Origin of the sequence: Shinella sp. HZN7, from assembly GCF_001652565.1 — a bacterium.
GTDB lineage: Bacteria > Pseudomonadota > Alphaproteobacteria > Rhizobiales > Rhizobiaceae > Shinella > Shinella granuli.
Genome location: NZ_CP015736.1, coordinates 2,254,717 through 2,272,470 on the forward strand (window position 1 = coordinate 2,254,717; position 17,754 = coordinate 2,272,470).

The window sequence follows — 17,754 nt, forward strand, 5'->3', positions numbered from 1 at the left end:
AGGTAGCCCCGGCAAGCGACAACGTTATATTTTCAGAAATATTACGTTGAGCGGCTTGCGGGAAAATGCCGGCAAATCTGGAGGTGTTTTCCCGGTTTGCATGGTAGTCACCGGGTGGCCCGGCATATTATGGCGCGCCGTCAACACACCAGCACAGGAGAACCCGATGAAAATCAGCGCACGCAACCGCCTCAAGGGCAAGATCGTCGAAGTGACCAAGGGCGCGACCACCGCCCATGTGCGCATCGAAGTCGCCGGCGGTGCCATCGTCACCGCGTCGATCACCAACGAATCCGTCGACGAGCTGGGCCTTGCCGTCGGCGGCGAGGCCTATGCGGTCGTCAAGGCGTCCGACGTGATGGTCGCGGTCGACTGAAACCTGCCTGGAAGATCGCTTGCCGCGACGCAGAGCGCGGCGAGCGGCCCCCTCACCAGCCCCGCTTTCCGGCGATCAGCAGCCACAGGAAGAAGGGCGCGCCGACCGTGGCCGTGAGAATGCCGAGCGGCACCTCGATGGCGGCGATGGAGCGCGCCAGCATGTCGACGACGAGGAGATACGCCGCCCCGAGCAGCATGGCGGCCGGCAACAGGCGGCGGAAATCCGGCCCGACGAGCATGCGGGCGATGTGCGGGATGACGAGGCCGATCCAGCCGATGATGCCCGTCACGGAGACCGTCGCCGCCGTCACCAGCGTCGCGCCGGCGATGAGCACGATGCGGGTCTTGCGCGTATCGATGCCGAGCGCGCGCGCCTCCTCCTCGCCGAGCGTCAGGATGTTCATGCGCCAGCGCAGCAGCACCAGCGGCACCAGGCCGACGACGACGGCGGGCAGGATGGAGACGACGTCGAAGCGGGTGATCGCCGTCATGCTGCCGAGCAGCCAGTAGGTGATGGCCGGCAACTGGTCGTAGGGATCGGCCAGCACCTTGATGAGCGAGATGCCGGCGCCGATCAGCGCCTGGATGGCGATGCCGGCCAGCACCAGCGTCAGCACCGGGTCCCGCTCGCGCACCAGCGCGCCGATGCCGGCGACGACAAGCACGGCCATGAGCCCGCCGGCAAAGGCGGCAAGCTGGATGGCGAGCACCGGCAGCGACAGAAAAATGCCGAGCACCGCCCCGAGGCTGGCGCCGACCGAGACGCCGAGCAGGTCCGGCGAGACGAGCGGATTGCGGAACAGCCCCTGATAGGTCGCCCCCGCCGCCGCCAGCCCCGCGCCGACGACCACCGCCGCCATGACGCGCGGCAGGCGCACGTTCCACAGCACGGTGGCAAGCAGCGGGTCCGTCGTCTCGCCCGTCACGAGCTGCCGCAGGGCCGAAAGCAGCGGCTGCGGCCCGTCGCCATATTTGCCCACCATCATCGACAGGAGGACCAGCGCGAGAAGGCCGCCAAGGCCGAGCCCTGCCGCCAGCCGGCCCGGCAGGGCGCGCACCCGCATCTACTTCGCCGCGCCTTCCCCGAGCAGCGTCCCGAGCTGTTCGTCGCTGAGCTCCACCTGGTAGAACAGCTTGAAGAAGGTCCGCACCTCCTCGTCGAGCGCGGCGGGAAACACGTCCGGATAGAGCGTGTGCTCCAGCCAGGCGACACCGATCAGGCGGTTGATGCCGGGCGGGGAATCGATCCAGCCGAAGGGCAGCGTCGGCGTCGCGTGGATGCGGCCGGCCTTCACCGCCTCCAGCCCCGCCCAGAGCGGATCGTCCTTCACGGCTTTCGCGAATTGCGGCGAGGCGGCGAGGATGACATCCGGCTTCCAGGAGAGCACCTGCTCCAGCGAGACCTGGGTGAGCCCGCCCGCGCCCGCGGCGGCCGCGACATTGCGCGCGCCGACCGCCTCGAGGATCTCCATGTTGATCGAGCCGGCAAGACCGGTTTCCAGCCCTTCCGCGCCGCGGCCGTAATAGACCGATGGGCGCCTGCCTTGCGGAAGGCCCGCAAGGCCTTTTTCCAGGGCGGCAAGCGTCTCGTCCGCATAGGCCGCCAGCGTTTCCGCCCGCGCCTCGGCGCCGAGCAGGACACCGGCCTCGCGCAGCATCGCCCCGGTTCGGGCAAAGGCACCGTCGACGAGCACATAGGGAATGCCGGTCTGCGCCTGCACCTTGTCGGCGAGCGAGGCATAGGTCGGGTTCACCGTGCCCACATCGATGATGATGTCGGGCTTGGCCGCCAGCACCGCCTCGATATTGGCCGTGCCGCCCTTGCCGGTCAACTGGCCGAAGGTCGGGAGGTCGCGCGTGGCGGGCAGCAGGAAGGCCTTCTCCTCCGCCTTCGGTTCGCGCACCCAGCCGGCAAGTTTTTCCGGCGCCAGCACGTAGACGAGCACCGAAGCCGGCGGGCCGGCGGCAAGCACCCGCTCCACCTTGTCCGGAATATCCACGACGCGCCCGGCCGCATCGGTGATCGAGCGCGCCGCAGCGGGCAGGACCGAGAGGAGCAGGGCAAGAAGAACGGCAAGGCAGCGCAGGGCCGGCATGAATCTCTCCCACGATATGTTCCGGGGAATATATCCGTGCTTTGCGTCCACATGGCAACAGCGCGGATTCTCGCACACGTCCGATCAGCCGGCAAAACCCTGCCAGACCGGCAGGATGTCGACGAGTTCGCCCGCGCCGATCTCCGCCTCCCCGGGCTGGAGAAGGATCATGACATCCGCAAGCGCGAGAAAACGCAGGCCCGCCGATCCGGCATGAGGCAGCGGCTCCACCGTCGTCGCCCCGCCCTGCGGATCGAAGCGGAAGCGCCCCAGGCGCACATCGATCCGCCCGACGGGCCTTGCGAGCGGACGATCGACCGGCAGGCGCAGGAAGCCGCCCTCATTCGCCGGCCGCCCTTCGAGCCGCGCGAGGATCGCCCGGCCCACCAGCGCGAAGCCGACGGCGGCGGCAAGCGGGTTTCCCGGCAGGAGGAGGATCGGACAGTCGTCGATATCGCCGAAGCCGATCGGCTTTCCCGGCCGCATGTCCAGCTTCCAGAATTCGAGAAAGCCGCGGCGGGCGACGATTTTTGTCAGGTGATCGGCAAAACCGACCGACGCGCCGCCGGACGACAGCAGGAGATCATGATCGGCCGACGCCTCGACGAGCCGCGCAAGGATCGCCTCCGGATCGTCCCGCGCGATGCCGAGATCCGTCACCTCGGCGCCGGCCGCAAGCAGCATGTGCGACAGCATGGGGCGGTTGGTATCGAAGATCTGGCCCGCCGCCAGCGCGCCGGGATTTTCCATAAGCTCGTCGCCGGTGGAAAGCACGGCCACCTTCGGCCGGGGCGCCACCAGGACGGAGCGCAGGCCAAGGGCGGTGAGGAGCGCCATCTGGGCCGGACCGATGCGCATGCCGGCCCTGAGCAAGGTGTCACCCCGCGAAACGTCCTCGCCGACATGGCGGATATGCGGCCTGGCGCCGGCCTGCACGAGAAGGCGCACCGTGTCGCCATCGACCGCAGCGGCTTCCTGCACGACGATGCGGTCGGCCCCCGGCGGGACCGGCGCACCGGTCGTGATGCGCGCCGCCTCGCCCGGGCGAAGCTCGGGCACGGTGGCCTCGCCCGCCGTGATCGTCTGCGCGATCCTCAGAACGGCCGTCCCGTCGGAACCGATATCGCCGGAGCGGATGGCAAAACCGTCCATCGCGGCATTGTCGAAGCGCGGCAGGAAGACGGATGCGACGATATCCTCCGCGAGGACATGGCCGAAGGCAGCGGACAATGCCATCCGAACGGGCGGTAACGGCGTTTCGATATAGCCGGCGATGAAGGCCCGTGCGTCCTGCAGCGATTTCGGTGCATCCTCGGTCATGCGCTGCTCCTACGCCTTCACGTAGACGAAGGCCCGCCGGCCCGATTTCAGGGTCACCTCGACGCGCTTGTAGTCCGAGACCTCATAGGCATCCGCCGCCGCCAGCTCTCGCGCGGTGATGCGAAAGACCTTGCCCGGCACTTCGTCTGCGGCTGTGCCCGAGGGCACGACGAGCGGATGAAAGCGCTCGCCGCTCCGGCGCAGCACGTCGGGATCGGTGATCTCGACCATGTCCTTGCGATAACCGGTCATCGCATCGTCCTCCCCGTCGAGCAGGCGGCCGAAGGAGGAGAGCTGGACGCTTTCCAACTGCAGCGTGCCGTAGGAAAACAAGAGGATATCGGCGGGTTCGGTCATTCCAGGGGCCTTTGCACGACGGGTCATTGCGAAAGCGCGGAACGTCTTTCCCGTTGACAAGACGGCCGCGGTCGCCTTTTCGGTGGCGCGCTATATTCGCAACGATATAGCGATGACAATGCCTCTACAAACCGAATCCGTCCCTCATGGCCGAACGACGACCGCCGCGCCGCCGCCCGGGGACTGCTGCCCATGATCATCCGCCCCGGCCTCATGCGCCGCCGGCGTTCAGGCCGCGTTCGCAACATTTCCTGGGTCAGTGGCAGCCATCGCCCTGATCGGCTGAAGCGACCGTTCCGGCCGGATGTCTATTCGGCAGCCATCGCAAGCGGGGCGTAGGTTCCGGCTGCGCCCTCCTCGCTCTCCGCCGGCTCCGGGTTTTCGCCCGCCTTCTGCCGCTCCCGGCCGAAGAACAGCGCATAGCCGGCGGGCAGGACGAGGATGGTCAGCACGGTCGCGACCAGGATGCCGCCCATCATCGCATAGGCGAGCGGCCCCCAGAAGACGCCGCGCGAGATCGGGATCAGCGCCAGCACCGCCGTCAGCGCGGTCAGCATGATCGGCCGGAAGCGCCTGACCGCCGCGCCGACGATCGCCTCGGCGCGCGCCACGCCCGCGGCGATGTCCTGGTCGATCTGGTCGACGAGGATGATGGAATTGCGGATGATGATGCCGAGCAGCGCGATGACGCCGAGGATGGCGACGAAGCCGAAGGGCGCGCCGCTGACCAGCAGGGCCGCCGCCGCGCCGATGATGCCGAGCGGCCCGGTGGCGAGCACCAGCATCGCCTTGCCGAAATGCTGGAGCTGCACCATCAGGAGCACGACGATGACGAGCAGCATGACCGGCGCCTTGGCCGCGATCGAGGCCTGGCTTTCCGCCGCGTCCTCGGCCCCGCCCTGGATCTCGATCCGATAGCCTTCCGGCAGCCGGTCGCGCAGGTCCTGCATGCCGGCATGGAGCCGCATGGCGACGTCGTTGGCCTGCACGCCGTCGGGCAGCGTCGCCCGCACGGTGATCGTCGGCAGCCGGTCGCGCCGCCATTCGATACCGGGTTCGAGCACCGGCACGACGCGGGCGACCTGCGACACCGGCACGAAGGCGCCCGTGTCGGTCGGCACATAGACCGAATTGACGGCAGACAGCAGCGAGCGGCTCTCCGCCGGCTCGCGGGCGATGATCGAGACGGTCTCCTCCCCGTCGCGGAACGTATCCAGCGGCACGCCGGTCATCGCCGCCTGCAGCATCTGGCGCACGCGCTGCGAGGTGACGCCGAGCGCGCGGGCGCGGTCCTGGTCGATCACCAGGCGCATGGCCGGCACCGGCTCCAGCCAGTCGTCATGCACGGCGCCGAGCAGCGGTTCGGCGTCGAAGCGCGCCTTCACCGCATCGGCGATCCGGCGCACCTCGGTGCGGTCCGGCCCCATGACGCGAAGCTGCACCGGCCAGCCGGTGGGCGGGCCGAGGAACAGGCGGTCCACCTTGGCGCGCACCGAGGGGAAGTCGGCGGCGAGGATGGTGCGGAGTTTCGTGATCAGCCGCTCGCGGGCCGGCTCGTCCTTCGCCATGACGAGAAGCTGGGCGAAATTCGGATTGCGCAATTGCTGGTCGAGCGGCAGGAAGAAGCGCGGCGCGCCCTCGCCGACATAGGTGGCGATGAAACGCTTGTCCCCGTCGTCCATCATCCGCGCCTCCAGCGCCTTGGCCTGGGCTTCGACCTCCTTGATGCTCGTGCCCTCGGGCAGCCAGAGATCGACGAGGATTTCCGGCCGCTCGGACTGCGGGAAGAAATTCTGCGGGATGAACTGGAAGCTCCAGAGGCTGGCGGCGAAGACGGCGAGCGTCAGGGCGAGCACGGCGATGCGGTGGCGCACCGCCCAGCCGACGGTCGCACCGAGGCGTCGGTAGAAGGGCGTGTCGAAGACGTCGTGATGCCCGCCGGCATGGCGGCGCTCCTTCAGGATCATGTGGCCGAGCCAGGGCGTGAAATAGACCGCCACGAACCAGGATACGACCAGCGCGATGCCGACCACGAAGAACAGCGAGCGGACATATTCGCCGGCGGTCGATTCGGCAAAGCCGACCGGGATGAAGCCCGCCGTGGTGATCAGCGTGCCGGTCAGCATCGGGAAGGCGGTGGAACGATAGGCGAAGCTCGCCGCATCGAGCTTGCCGAGCCCTTCCTCAAGCTTGCGCTCCATCAGTTCCACGACGATCATCGCGTCGTCCACCAGGAGGCCGAGCGCGATGATCAGCGCGCCGAGCGAGATGCGCTGCAGGTCGATGCCGAGCTGGTACATGACGGCGAAGGTGGCGGCCAGCACCAGCGGAATGGTGATGGCGATGACCAGCCCCGAGCGCCAGCCGATCGACAGGAAGGAGACGATGAGAACGATCAACAGCGCTTCGCCGAGCGCCTTCATGAATTCGCCGATCGCGTCCGTGACCACCTCGGGCTGGTTGGCGATCTGCTCGATCTCGACGCCGTAGGGCAGCGCCTGCTCGAAGCGGCGGTAGGTCGCCTCCACCTCCGCGCCGACATCCGTCACCTTGAATCCCTTGGCCATGACGACGCCGATCTGCACGCTGTCCTTTCCGTTGAACCGGAACTTGCGCTGGTAGGGGTCTTCGAGGCCGGCCGTCACCGTGGCGATATCGCCGAGCCGCGTGACGCTTTCCCCGGCACGAAGGCGCAGCTCCCGGATGTCCTCGACCCGCGTGACGTCGCCCGCGACGGAGATGCGCACGGAGCGCGTGCCGGTGTCGACGGAACCGGCCGGATCGACGCTGTTCTGCCCCCTGATGGCGTTCTGCACGTCCATCAGCGTCAGGCCGCGCTCGGCCAGCACCTTGGATGAGATGTCGATATGGATCGCCTGCGGCTGGTCGCCGATGACGACGGCCTTCTCGACGCCGGGCGTCGTCAGCAGCATGTCGCGCGCCTCGATGGCGAACCGCTTCAGCTCCGGATAGGAATAGCCCGCGCCGCTCACCGAGTGCAGCGTGATGAACGTGTCACCGAATTCGTCGTTGAAATAGGGGCCGAGCAGGCCCGGCGGCAGGTCGCCTTCGATATCGCCGACCTTCTTGCGCACCTGGTAGAAGGCGTCCGCGACCTCGTCGGCGTCGGTATCGCCCTTGACCTGCAGCATGATGACGGCGCTGCCGGCGCGCGTGTAGGAGCGCACGAAATCGAGATGCGGCGTTTCCTGCAGCTTGCGCTCGATCTTGTTGACCACCTGGTCCTGCATGTCCTCGATGGAGGCGCCCGGCCAGACGGCCTGCACGACCATGACGCGGAAGGTGAAGTCCGGATCCTCGCTCTGGCCCATGCGCAGGAGGCCGAAGCCGCCGGCGACGATGATCAGCGCGAAGAGGAAACGCGCGATGCTCGGATGGCCGATCGCCCAGCGCGACAGGTTGAAACGTGTCTTCTCGCTTGCAGACGCCGTCATGGCCGCCTCCATCGGGTTCGGGGAAGGTTTCCGGAGCGCCGTCTAGGGCAGCTTCACCTTCATGTTTTCCTGCATGAACTGCGTGCCGGCGGCGACGACGAGGTCGTTTTCCGCAAGGCCCTTCGATATCCGCACGCCGTCCGGCCCGAAATCGGCCACCTCGACGGCGCGGGCATGCACGGTCGCGCTCGCAGGGTCCGCCACCCAGACGATCTTGCCGCCATTCTTCTCGGCCAGCGCCTCCAGCGGAACGGAAACCAGCGGCGCGTCCGCGCCCACGCTTGCCCTGATCGTCGCCGTCATGCCGAGCAGGATGCGCGGATCGTCCGGCAGGCTGACGCGCACGCCGAATGTCCGCGAGCGCGGATCGGCGCTGCCGGCGATCTCGCGCACCTTGCCGTCCAGCTTCAACGTGTCGTCGGTCCACAAGCCGACCTCGACCGCCATGCCGGGTGTGAAGGAGCGGATCTCCGTTTCAGGCACGGCGACCTCGATCTCCTTCTCGCCGTCGACCGCCACCGAGACGACGGGCGTGCCGATGGCGACGACCTGGCCGCTATCCGCGCCGATCGCGGTGACGATGCCGCTGCGATCCGCCCGCAACTCCGTATAGCCGACCTGGTTCTTCGCCTGTTGCAGCGAGGCCGCCGCCGCATCGCGCGTCGCGATCGCCTGGTGATGGGCGAGCACCGCTTCGTCCAGGGCCGACTGCGAGGCAACGTTTTTCGCCGAAAGCCGCTCGGCGCGCCCGCGCGTCAGGGCGGCCGTCTCGACCTGTTTTCCGGCCGCCGCGAGGCTCGCTTCGGCGGCCGTCACCGCGAGCGTGTAGTCGGTGGCGTCGATCCGGGCAAGCAGGTCGCCGGCCTTCACGCGGTCGCCGATATCGACCGCCCGCTCGACGAGCTTGCCGGCCACGCGAAAACCGAGATCGGCCTGTCTGCGGGCCTTCACGGCACCGGAATACTCCACCACCCGCGCCGTCTCCGCCCGGCCGATCTCGACGACCTTGACGGGGCGTTCGGCGGCGGGGACGGTTTCGCTCTGCGCTTCGGTGCAGGCGGCAAGGGTCGCACCGAGCGCGGCGACGAGCGCCAGCCTTGCCAGCGTACCCCTGAAAGAAAACTGCAACGCCATCATGGCATCAACTCCCATTGCCGGTTGGTTGCGTCATCTCAGTGCCCTGAGGGCGAATTCGATCAGCTCCTCGGGCGTCGCGCGGTTGGCCTTGCGCGCGCACTGGGCCACCATCTGCGGGTGGCACAGCATCGCGGTGCCCGCGCCGAAGCATTTCGCCGCGACATCCACATCGCGGTCGGCGAACTCGCCCGCCACGATGCCTTGGCGGATGATCTCCGCATAGACGGCATGGACCTGATCGATATGGCGCTCGATGACATGCCAGTCGCGCTCGATGGCGACGATCACCATCTCGTGCACCTTTTCCTGGTCGAGCATGGTTTCGACCGTCACGCGATGCTGCTCGGCAATGCAGCGGCGCAGGCGCTCCTCCGCCGGGAGCGGCAGCCGCGCGATGCCGGAAAGGGCCTCAAGCACCGCCGCCAGCATCCGGCCGCAGATCGCCTGGTGGATTTCGACCTTGGAGGCGAAGAACCGGTAGATATTGGCCGGCGACATGCCGAGGTCGCGGGCGATGTCGGCCACCGTGGTCTTCGAATAGCCGTAGTGCCGGAACAGCCGCTCGCCCGCCTCGAGAATGCGCTCCACGGTGCCCTGCCGATCGGGTTCCAACACTGCTTCCCGTGTCTCGCTCATGGCCTTGCCCATCGGTTATGAATTACGACTGACGATTTTAGAATTTCGTCAGTCGTAATTCAAAAGCCTTCACATGTCAATCTTTACGAGCGTCTGTGAAACGGCGGCAGATCGTGCGGTCCCTGTCCGGGATGCCACACCGGGACATGATCATCTGGACGGATAGGCAGCCGGCACGCTTTTGGTCAGCACCGCGTTCTCGTCAATTCATTCGGCCACGGATGGACCTCCAGCGGCCTTCGAGCGTCATGGCACAAGAAAATGAAAAGACTCGGCATTCCACGATCGCCGGCGGGACGGCGAACACCTTCGCATAGGCGCACCTTGACCGGGCGCGCGAAGAGAAAATCAAGCTGATGTCGGAGGTTTCCGGGCACTCTACGGATGAGTCGATCATCCGCAAGCGCTATCGCGCTGGTCGGGAGGCTGTTGACGCCATCGGCCGGGGAACAGATCGGAAATGGACCTGTAAGTTTCCGTCTTGCTGTAGAACGCGGGTTGGTAGAATTCCGCTAAGTAATTGTATTTGGTGGGTGATCACGGGCTCGAACCGTGGACCCGCTGATTAAGAGTCAGCTGCTCTACCAACTGAGCTAATCACCCACTTGACCGCTCCAGCGGTCTGACGGGGCGTATAAAGGCCTTCGTGGAGCTTGTCCATAGCGATCCGGAAAAAAATGCGTTTGCGGATAAATTTCTTCCGCAGCGCAAAAAAACCATCACAAATCCAGCACCCCGGACGCAATGCGGATGGCCTCGCCGCCGATGCGCGCGCCGGCGATCGCCCCACCCGCGATATCGAGATGCAGGTGGATGAACGAGGGGCGGCCCATTTCGACGCCCTGCTCGATCAGCAGCGGATGGTGGCCGTCCACCAGCTTGTCGAAGAAGTGGATGGCGCCGGACATGGCGGCGACCGCGGCCCCCGTCGCCGGATCCTCGGCGATGCCCATGTCGGGCGCGAACATGCGGGTATGGAAGCGGGCGACGTGATTGACCCCGCCGCGGCGATAGAGATAGGCCGAGGCAAGCCGCCCCTCGGCGAAGGGCGCGCAGCGCTCCCAGAGCGCCGGGTCGAATTCCACCGCGGCGGCCGCCGCAAGGTCGTGCACCGGGATCATCACGAAGGCGACACCGGCGCTCCACAGCGAGGGAACGTGATTCTCGAAGCCGATCTGGCCGGGCTTCAGGCTGAAGGCATCGGCAAGTGCCTGCCGGTCGAACGCGGCCTCCAGGCGCGCCGCCTTGCGCGGCACGTCGAATTCGGCAAAGGCGGCCTTGCGCGCGCCGAGCTTCACCGCGCAGCGCACCGGTCCGACATTTTCCTCCAGAACGCTGACGAGATCGCGCGGCACGGCCGCGTCCCCCTCGCCCGCCTCGGCAATGGCGATCGCCGCGCCCACCGTCGGATGGCCGGCAAAGGGCAGTTCCCGGCCGGGCGTGAAGATGCGCAGGCGCGCGCTGTGCGCCGGGTTTTCCGCCGTCCTGACGAAGACGGTCTCGGAAAGATTGAACTCGCCGGCAATCCGCTGCATCGTGCCGTCGTCGAGATCGTCGGCGTCGAAGACGACGGCCAGCGGATTGCCGGCGAGCCGCGTGTCGGTGAAGACGTCATAGATGGCATAGCGACGGGACAAGGCATTCTCCCTGTTCAGTTTTTGCCCGAGAGCATTTTGCTAGAATTGCCCGAGGCCCATCCCGCGGGCAAGGGAAAATGACGCCGCCCGCCGCCCGGGCACTTCGCCGACGGCCGCAAGCCGGGGCTTCACAGATCGAGCGTCATCACGATGGGGCAATGGTCGGAGGCCTTCGGCCGGTCCCAGCCGACGCGGGGATACCGCTCCACCTCCTGCCCCGGCGGGAAGGGCGTGCGGAAGGGCTGGCCGGCGCGGATGATGTCGGGAACGCGCTGCGCGTTGCGCTCGGCAAGCGAGGGCGAGAGCCAGATATAGTCGAGCTGGCAGAGATGGCGCTCCTCCGGCCCCCGGCTGTGATAGAGCGTCCAGCGATCGTCCACCGGCCGGCGCAGCATCGGATTCACGGCGAAGCCGTCCGCGCTGAAGGCATCGAGCGCGCTCACCGCCTCCTTGCGGGGGATGAAGCGAAAGCCGCTGCGCTTGTCGCCCTCGATCGCCAGCTTCTCCTGATAGTCGTTCATGTCGCCGCAGATGGCGAAGGCCTTGCCCGCCGTATGGCCGGCGCCGAAGCGATCCTCGATGATCCGGCGCACCGCCTTCGCCTCGGCCATGCGCACCGGCATGGTCGACTGGCGCCCGTCCATGCCCTCCCTGCCCGGCCCCATCGACTTGAAATGCACCACATAGAGCGTCAGCGGCAGGCCGCCGATGCGCAGGTCCATCTCCAGGCAATCGCGCTTGAAGATCCTGTCGTCCGGATTGAGCCCCTGCCCGAGATCCGGCGTATGGAGGTCGAAATCGCGATAGGTGACCGCGGCGTGGCTGCGGATGTCGACGCATTCGATGCGCTGGCCGTCGCGCGTTTCCTCGCGCATCAGCACGGAAACGTCGATTCCGCGGCTGTCATTGCCCTCGATCAGGTATTTCTGCCGGTAGCCGTTGCCGACCATGCGGAAGAGATAGCCGTATTCGAACGCCTGCAGGGCCGCCATGTTGTCGGTTTCCTGCAGGCAGAGGATGTCGGCATCCGCATCAGCGATGGCAAGTGCCGTATGCTGGCGGGTATCGTCCGTATGCGCGATGGTGCGCGCTTCCTCCAGCCGCTGGTATTCCGCCTCGTTGCGGATATCGAAGAGGCGCAGCACACGGTCCTGGCGAAGCTGGTTGCGAAAGCCCGTGAAATCGAAACGGGTCATGAGGTTTTCGATATTGAAGGTGGCGAGGCGTAGCGACATGGGGGCTTTCAAGGGTCCTTCCGGCAATGCCGGGCGAGTGTAACCGGCTGACCGGCAATGGAAAGCCGCTTTTCGTCCCGCCACCTGCCATTGCCGGAATAAACCGGCTTGCCATGCCGTTATCCAGCACGGATGATGCGCATCCGGTGGCGGGCGGAGGATCGCTCATGGCTTTTGTTTCCAGCATCGTGCGGGCGTTCCTGGCCGCGTGGCTTACCCTGCTGCTTCTTGCCTGCCTGCCCGCCCGTGCCGCGGAAAGCTACATCACCAGCCCCGGCGAGGCCGCCCGTGCGGTGGGGCGCGTCGCCGAAGCGCTCGGCAGGACGCCGCAGGTGCACACGATCCGAATCACCGAGAAGGAAGTGAACCTCGTCGTCCAGGGGGCTGGCACCGGCGACGTGGACGAATGGCGGGTGCGGCAGGCGCCCCGCCTCCTGTTCTTCGAAGCGGAGATCGTCAGCGGCCCCTCGGCGCGGTCCGCGCCGGCCATGGTCGCCGATCTGGCGAGCGGCCTCTTCCCGCTCGACGCGATCCCCCTTGCGAAGGCCGACCAGGTCGCCACCCGCGCCATCGGCTATGCCAGGCTGGAGGGCGGCGGCGCGGTGCAGTCGATCGAGATCTCGAAGCGCGTGAATCTTTTGCCGACACCCTCCTACGGCGATATCCGCTGGGCGATCTACGTCGCCTCGCCGCGCGAAAGCGCCACGGTCTATGCCGATGCCGCAGGCACGATCATCGGCGGCGACCTCTCCAACACCAACCGCGCCCGCCAGATGGATTTCTTCAAGGACGAGGACTGGCCGAAGGAGGCCGCGCTGGAAAGCCTCGCCTCCGTCATCGGCAACAAGCCCGTCGTCCGCGACCTGACGATCTACCCGAAATCCGTGCAGGTGAAGGCCGACCATCCCAGCCTGCCGGAAACCACGGTCGGCTATTCCTGGGATATTTCCGGCGTCACGCGCTCGCCCATCACCTCGCCGATGTTCCCGGGCACATCGGCCCTTCCCGGCTTTTCGATCGGCGATGTCGACCTCTCCAAGCTCACGATGATCCGCGACAAGGCGAAGGCGGCCTGGCAGAACGACAAGTCGACGATGAGCTACATGATGCTGAAACTCTCGACCGACGGGCCTGGCAAGCCGGAACTGCGCTGGGTGGTGAATCTCACCGATCTCGGCCAGCCGGGGGAAATGACGCTGTTTACCGCCAGCGGCACCGTGGAATTGACGACGGACGGCACGGTGCGCGTCGCCAACCTGCCCGACGCCCGCAAGCCGAAGCGCAACTGGCTCGACCCCGCCATGACCTGGCAGACGTTCGGCACGATCGGCGAGCAGTTCGGCAAGAACGCCCGCTTCGCCGAGATCACCGTCAGCAAGGATTCGATGAGCCTGCTTGCCGAAGTGCCCGACACGCCCGGCACCATGCGCGATTACAACGCCAACGACCGCGGGATCACCGCATCGAGCATGATGATGCCCTGGGATGCGGAATTCCGGCCGGAGCGGCTCTTCCGCATGGAGGACCTCGCCTTCTTCTCCGCCGAAAAGCTCGGCGAGCTGACGGCACGGACCTTCACCCGCCTGCAGGTCGGCACGGAAATGGCGGTGGCGCGCTACACCTTCTCCATCGGCCAGCTCATGTCGCCGGACGGCAGATTCATGGTGCCCTCGCCGGACGGCAAGGTGACGCTCGAAATCCGGCTGGAGGCCGCCGACGGCTGGAAGGGCGGGCGCATCACCTATTCCTCGACCGGCGAGGAAATCGACATCGTGATGCCGTAGGCCTCACAAGGTCGTCAGCAGCAGGCTGGTTTCCGATTTCGAGACGCCGTCCATGGCGCGGATGCCGCGCAGCACGCGCTCGAATTCCACGAGATTGTCCGCATGGATCTCCGCCACGAGGTCCCAGGCGCCGTTCGTCGTGTGCAGGGCGCGCACTTCCGGCAGGCCGCGCAACGCCTGAATGGCGGCCAGCGTCTTCTGGCCGGTGATCTCGATCATCATGATGGCGCGCACGGCATGCGGGTCGTCGGCCTCTGTCACGCGCACGGAAAAGCCGGCGATGACCCCGTCGCGCGTCAGGCGCTCGATCCGGTTCTGCACCGTGCCGCGCGAGACCTTCAGCTCTTCCGCGAGGGCCGAGAGCGAGGCGCGGCCGTCCTTGCGCAGGAGGGCCAGGAGCTTGCGGTCGATCGTATCCATCATACCTGCCGAATTGTCAGTCTTCGCTGGCGAAACGGCAATAGGACCTGCAATTTTTCCAAAAAATTGCCGTTTCGTCTGCCGTCGTCCTTGGCTAGCCTTGCGCTTCCCTCAATGCAACCGCTTTCGGCAGGCCCCATGACGAACGACACCGCACATGCCATCGCAACCGCGCGAACCCGCGACCTCTCGCTCCTGATGACCTGCTGGCCGAGCGTGACGGGTTCGCCGGACGAGGCGCATTTTTCAAGGACACTGCGGGCGCATCTTGCCGAAACGCCCTATTTCACCCGCCATCCCGACCAGCTCTTTACCGTGGACAGCCATGGCGAACCGTTGACGCAAAGCGTCGCAGCGCTGGTGCGCGGCAGCGGACGGCGCACGGTGGTGCTGGCGGGCCATTTCGACACCGTCTCGATCGCCAATTACGGCACGCTCGCGCCGCTCGCCTGCGATCCGGAACCGCTGACCGAGGCGCTTGTGAAGGAGCTGAGAAGCCGGCCGCTGAACGCCGCGGAAGCCAGGGCGCTGAAGGATTTCGAAAGCGGCGATTTCATTGCCGGGCGCGGCCTGCTCGACATGAAGAGCGGCCTTGCCGCCGGCATCGCGGCGCTGGAGCGTTTTGCCGGACTGGAGGCCAGGGAGGGCAACATCCTCTTCGTGGCGACGCCCGACGAGGAGAACCGTTCGCGCGGCATGCGCAGCCTGCGCAATGCCCTGCCGGAGATCGCCCGGCGCTTCGACCTCGACATTGTCGGCGGCATCAACCTCGATGCCTCGAGCTGCGAGCGCGACGGGGCGGAAGGCCGCGCGGTCTATCTCGGCTCCATCGGCAAGTTCGCGCCCTTCGCCTTCGTCATCGGCCGGCCGACCCATGCCGGCTATCCGTTCAACGGCACGAGCGCCCATCGCATCAGCGCCGAGATCGTGCGCGCCATGGATACGGTGCCGGAGCTGAGCGACGAGGCCTTCGGCGAACGCTCCCCGCCGCCCGTCTGCCTGGAGGCGCGCGACATCCGCGACGGCTACGACGTGACGACACCGGATCGCGTCTGGCTCTCCTTCAACTGGCTGACGCACCGGCGCAGCGCCCGCGATATTCTCGGCGACTTCCAGGCCATCGTTTCCGATGCGCTGGAGACCGCGCTTCGAGCGCAGGACGACCACGCCACCCGCTACCGCGGGCGCGACGCCGGGAAGACGGAAGGGCTCGTGCTCGACTATGCCGAACTGCTGGAGCGGGTCACCGCGCGCGGCGGCCATGCGGCGCTCGCCCGGCTCAAGGCCCTCGACGACTCGCTTGCCGGCAGCACCGATCCCCTGAAGGTCAGCCGCGAGATCGTCTCCGCCGCGGCGACCGAGGCCGGCATCGAAGGGCCGGCGGTGATCATCGGATTCGGCAGCCTGCATTATCCGCTGGTGCATCTCGACCAGTCCGAGGCCGGCCGCCGGATGCAGGCGCGTCTTCAGCCCGTGATGGAAGAGGCCGCAGCCCGGCACGGCACCTCGATCAAGTTCAAGCAGATCTTCGCCGGCATTTCCGACATGAGCTTTTTCGGCCATCGGCCGGAGGCCGGCGAGACGGGCCTGCTGACCGCCAATACCCCCTCGGCGGCCTTCACCGACGATGCGCCGGACGGCCTGCTCTCCTTCCCGACGGTGAATATCGGCCCCTGGGGTCGCGACTATCACCAGAAATGGGAGCGCGTGCATGCGCCCTATACGTTCGGGGTCTTACCGGACCTGGTGTTCGCATCGGCGCTGGCCTGCCTTGGGGAATAGGACCTAACGCCCCTCATCCGGCCTGCCGGCCACCTTCTCCCCGCAGGCGGGGCGAAGGGATATGCCGCGCCGGCTTCCCCAACCAATGCCCGTTCATAGGGCGCGTCCCCTCTCCCCGCTTGCGGGGAGAGGGCTGGGGTGAGGGGCAAACCCCACCCGCATCGAACGCGCCCCATTCAGGCCGCAAGGCGCTCGCTGGCGAGCAGCCGGCCGAGGCGGGAAATGCCTTCCTCGATCGTCGCATCATCGGCGCAGGAGAAGCTGAGGCGCAGCGTGTTCGCGCCGCTGCCATCCGCATGGAAGGCCTGGCCAGGCACGAAGGCGACCTTTTCCGTCTCGATGGAGCGGGCGAGCAGCTTTGCCCCGTCCATGCCGGCCGGCAGCGTGACCCAGACGAACATGCCGCCTTCCGGCTTCGTCCAGGTAACGCCCTCGGGCATGTATTTCTGCAGGGCGGCGAGCATGGCGTTGCGGCGCGCGCTGTAGGCCGCCTTGATCTTCGCCACCTGCGCATCGAAGCCGCGCTCGGCGACATGGGCGATGGCCATCTGGTTGATGGTCGAGGAATGCAGGTCCGCCGCCTGCTTCATCAGCACGAGCTTGCGGATGACGGGCGCGGCCGCGACGATGTAGCCGACGCGCAGGCCCGGCGCGAGCGTCTTAGAGAAGCTGCCGCAATAGATCGTGCGCGCCGCGTCGATGCTGCCCTTGCGGGCGATCTCCAGCGCCAGGATCGGCGGGATGGCCTCGCCGTCATAGCGCAGCGACTGGTAGGCGGCATCCTCGATGACGGGAATTTCCAGCTCTTCGGCGAGGTCGAGCAACCTTTCGCGGCCCGCCCGGTCGACCGTCTCGCCGGTCGGGTTGGCGAAATCGGCGGAGAGATAGGCGAACTTGACGCGACCGCCGGCCTCCGCCGCCGTCGCGCGATAGGCATCCGGCGTGCGGTTGCCGGAAAGGTTCAGCCGGTCGTAGGTCGGCTCATAGGCGTTGAAGGCCTGCAGCGCGCCGAGATAGGTCGGCCAGGTGACGAGCGCGGTGTCCTTGGGCGAGAGGAAGAGCTTTCCGAGATAATCGAGGCCCTGCTGCGAGCCGGAGACGATGAAGACGTTTTCCGCCGTGCAGGCGATGCCGATCTTGCCCATCTCGCCGGCGAGCCAGTCGCGCAGCGGCTTGTAACCCTCGCTGACGGAATATTGCAGGCCCGCCGCGGCGCTGTCGCCGGACAGCACGTCGGCATAGGCGGCGGAGAAGGCTTCCTTGGGAAACAGCGCCGGATCCGGAATGCCGCCTGCGAACGAGATGATGTCGGGCCGTTCCAGGAGTTTCAGCAATTCACGGATTTCGGACGCCTTCATGCGCGACGCACGCGTCGCGAAGGCTTGTTCCCATTTGAACATAGGGGTTTCCTCGGGCTTGTTGTTTGAACGCACCTCATCACGGCGCGGTTTTTATGTCAATAATGCTGACCTAAATATTCGCACCAATAAAAGACACCGGCGACCCAAGGTTTCGCG

Annotated in this window: 14 protein-coding genes and 1 tRNA gene; 3 read left to right on the top strand and 12 right to left on the bottom strand. The window is 66.8% G+C overall.

Annotation, left to right across the window (positions count from 1 at the left end; all coding sequences use genetic code 11):
• Positions 1-166 precede the first annotated feature (166 nt).
• Positions 167-376, top strand: coding sequence for a molybdopterin-binding protein (locus shn_RS10875; RefSeq protein ID WP_064330418.1), 210 nt, complete (start codon positions 167-169; stop codon positions 374-376).
• Positions 377-428: 52 nt separating this feature from the next.
• Here shn_RS10875 and shn_RS10880 read toward each other — a convergent pair whose 3' ends face one another.
• The 10 genes from shn_RS10880 to shn_RS10925 all read right to left on the bottom strand — a co-directional run bounded on the left by shn_RS10880 (position 429) and on the right by shn_RS10925 (position 12,251).
• Positions 429-1,442: an iron ABC transporter permease gene (locus shn_RS10880; RefSeq protein ID WP_064330419.1), complete on the bottom strand. Its 1,014-nt coding sequence runs from the start codon at positions 1,440-1,442 to the stop codon at positions 429-431.
• Positions 1,443-2,474, bottom strand: a complete 1,032-nt coding sequence (locus tag shn_RS10885) for an iron ABC transporter substrate-binding protein (protein ID WP_064330420.1) — start codon at positions 2,472-2,474, stop codon at positions 1,443-1,445.
• An 84-nt stretch (positions 2,475-2,558) separates the two neighbouring features.
• The gene (glp, locus tag shn_RS10890) at positions 2,559-3,794 is read right to left on the bottom strand and encodes a gephyrin-like molybdotransferase Glp (protein ID WP_084437923.1); all 1,236 of its coding nucleotides are present in this window, start codon (positions 3,792-3,794) and stop codon (positions 2,559-2,561) included.
• 9 nt (positions 3,795-3,803) lie between these two features.
• The gene (locus shn_RS10895) at positions 3,804-4,151 is read right to left on the bottom strand and encodes a gamma-glutamylcyclotransferase family protein (protein WP_064330421.1); all 348 of its coding nucleotides are present in this window, start codon (positions 4,149-4,151) and stop codon (positions 3,804-3,806) included.
• Between the two features lie 308 nt (positions 4,152-4,459).
• Positions 4,460-7,606, bottom strand: coding sequence for an efflux RND transporter permease subunit (locus tag shn_RS10900; protein ID WP_064332543.1), 3,147 nt, complete (start codon positions 7,604-7,606; stop codon positions 4,460-4,462).
• A gap of 42 nt (positions 7,607-7,648) precedes the next feature.
• Complete coding sequence (locus shn_RS10905) at positions 7,649-8,743, bottom strand: efflux RND transporter periplasmic adaptor subunit (RefSeq protein ID WP_064330422.1); 1,095 nt, start codon at positions 8,741-8,743, stop codon at positions 7,649-7,651.
• Between the two features lie 30 nt (positions 8,744-8,773).
• The gene (locus shn_RS10910) at positions 8,774-9,379 is read right to left on the bottom strand and encodes a TetR family transcriptional regulator (protein ID WP_064332544.1); all 606 of its coding nucleotides are present in this window, start codon (positions 9,377-9,379) and stop codon (positions 8,774-8,776) included.
• 527 nt (positions 9,380-9,906) lie between these two features.
• A tRNA-Lys gene (locus shn_RS10915) sits at positions 9,907-9,982 on the bottom strand.
• A gap of 116 nt (positions 9,983-10,098) precedes the next feature.
• Positions 10,099-11,016: a PhzF family phenazine biosynthesis protein gene (locus tag shn_RS10920; RefSeq protein ID WP_064330423.1), complete on the bottom strand. Its 918-nt coding sequence runs from the start codon at positions 11,014-11,016 to the stop codon at positions 10,099-10,101.
• Between the two features lie 128 nt (positions 11,017-11,144).
• A complete protein-coding gene (locus tag shn_RS10925) occupies positions 11,145-12,251 on the bottom strand; it encodes an endonuclease/exonuclease/phosphatase family protein (RefSeq protein ID WP_064330424.1) in 1,107 nt (368 codons plus the stop codon).
• A gap of 167 nt (positions 12,252-12,418) precedes the next feature.
• Here shn_RS10925 and shn_RS10930 point away from each other — a divergent pair, with 167 nt between their 5' ends.
• Complete coding sequence (locus shn_RS10930; protein ID WP_064330425.1) at positions 12,419-14,035, top strand: hypothetical protein; 1,617 nt, start codon at positions 12,419-12,421, stop codon at positions 14,033-14,035.
• Positions 14,036-14,038: 3 nt separating this feature from the next.
• Here the strand turns inward: shn_RS10930 and shn_RS10935 are convergent, their stop codons facing one another.
• Positions 14,039-14,455: an Lrp/AsnC family transcriptional regulator gene (locus tag shn_RS10935; protein ID WP_084438308.1), complete on the bottom strand. Its 417-nt coding sequence runs from the start codon at positions 14,453-14,455 to the stop codon at positions 14,039-14,041.
• 138 nt (positions 14,456-14,593) lie between these two features.
• On the opposite strand from shn_RS10935, the gene shn_RS10940 reads away from it, so the two are divergent.
• The gene (locus tag shn_RS10940) at positions 14,594-16,237 is read left to right on the top strand and encodes a M20/M25/M40 family metallo-hydrolase (protein WP_064330427.1); all 1,644 of its coding nucleotides are present in this window, start codon (positions 14,594-14,596) and stop codon (positions 16,235-16,237) included.
• Between the two features lie 176 nt (positions 16,238-16,413).
• On the opposite strand, the gene shn_RS10945 is transcribed toward shn_RS10940, so the two are convergent.
• Positions 16,414-17,637 carry a PLP-dependent aminotransferase family protein gene (locus shn_RS10945; protein ID WP_064330428.1) on the bottom strand — a complete coding sequence of 408 codons (1,224 nt, stop codon included), beginning with the start codon at positions 17,635-17,637 and terminating at the stop codon, positions 16,414-16,416.
• Positions 17,638-17,754: the final 117 nt, after the last annotated feature.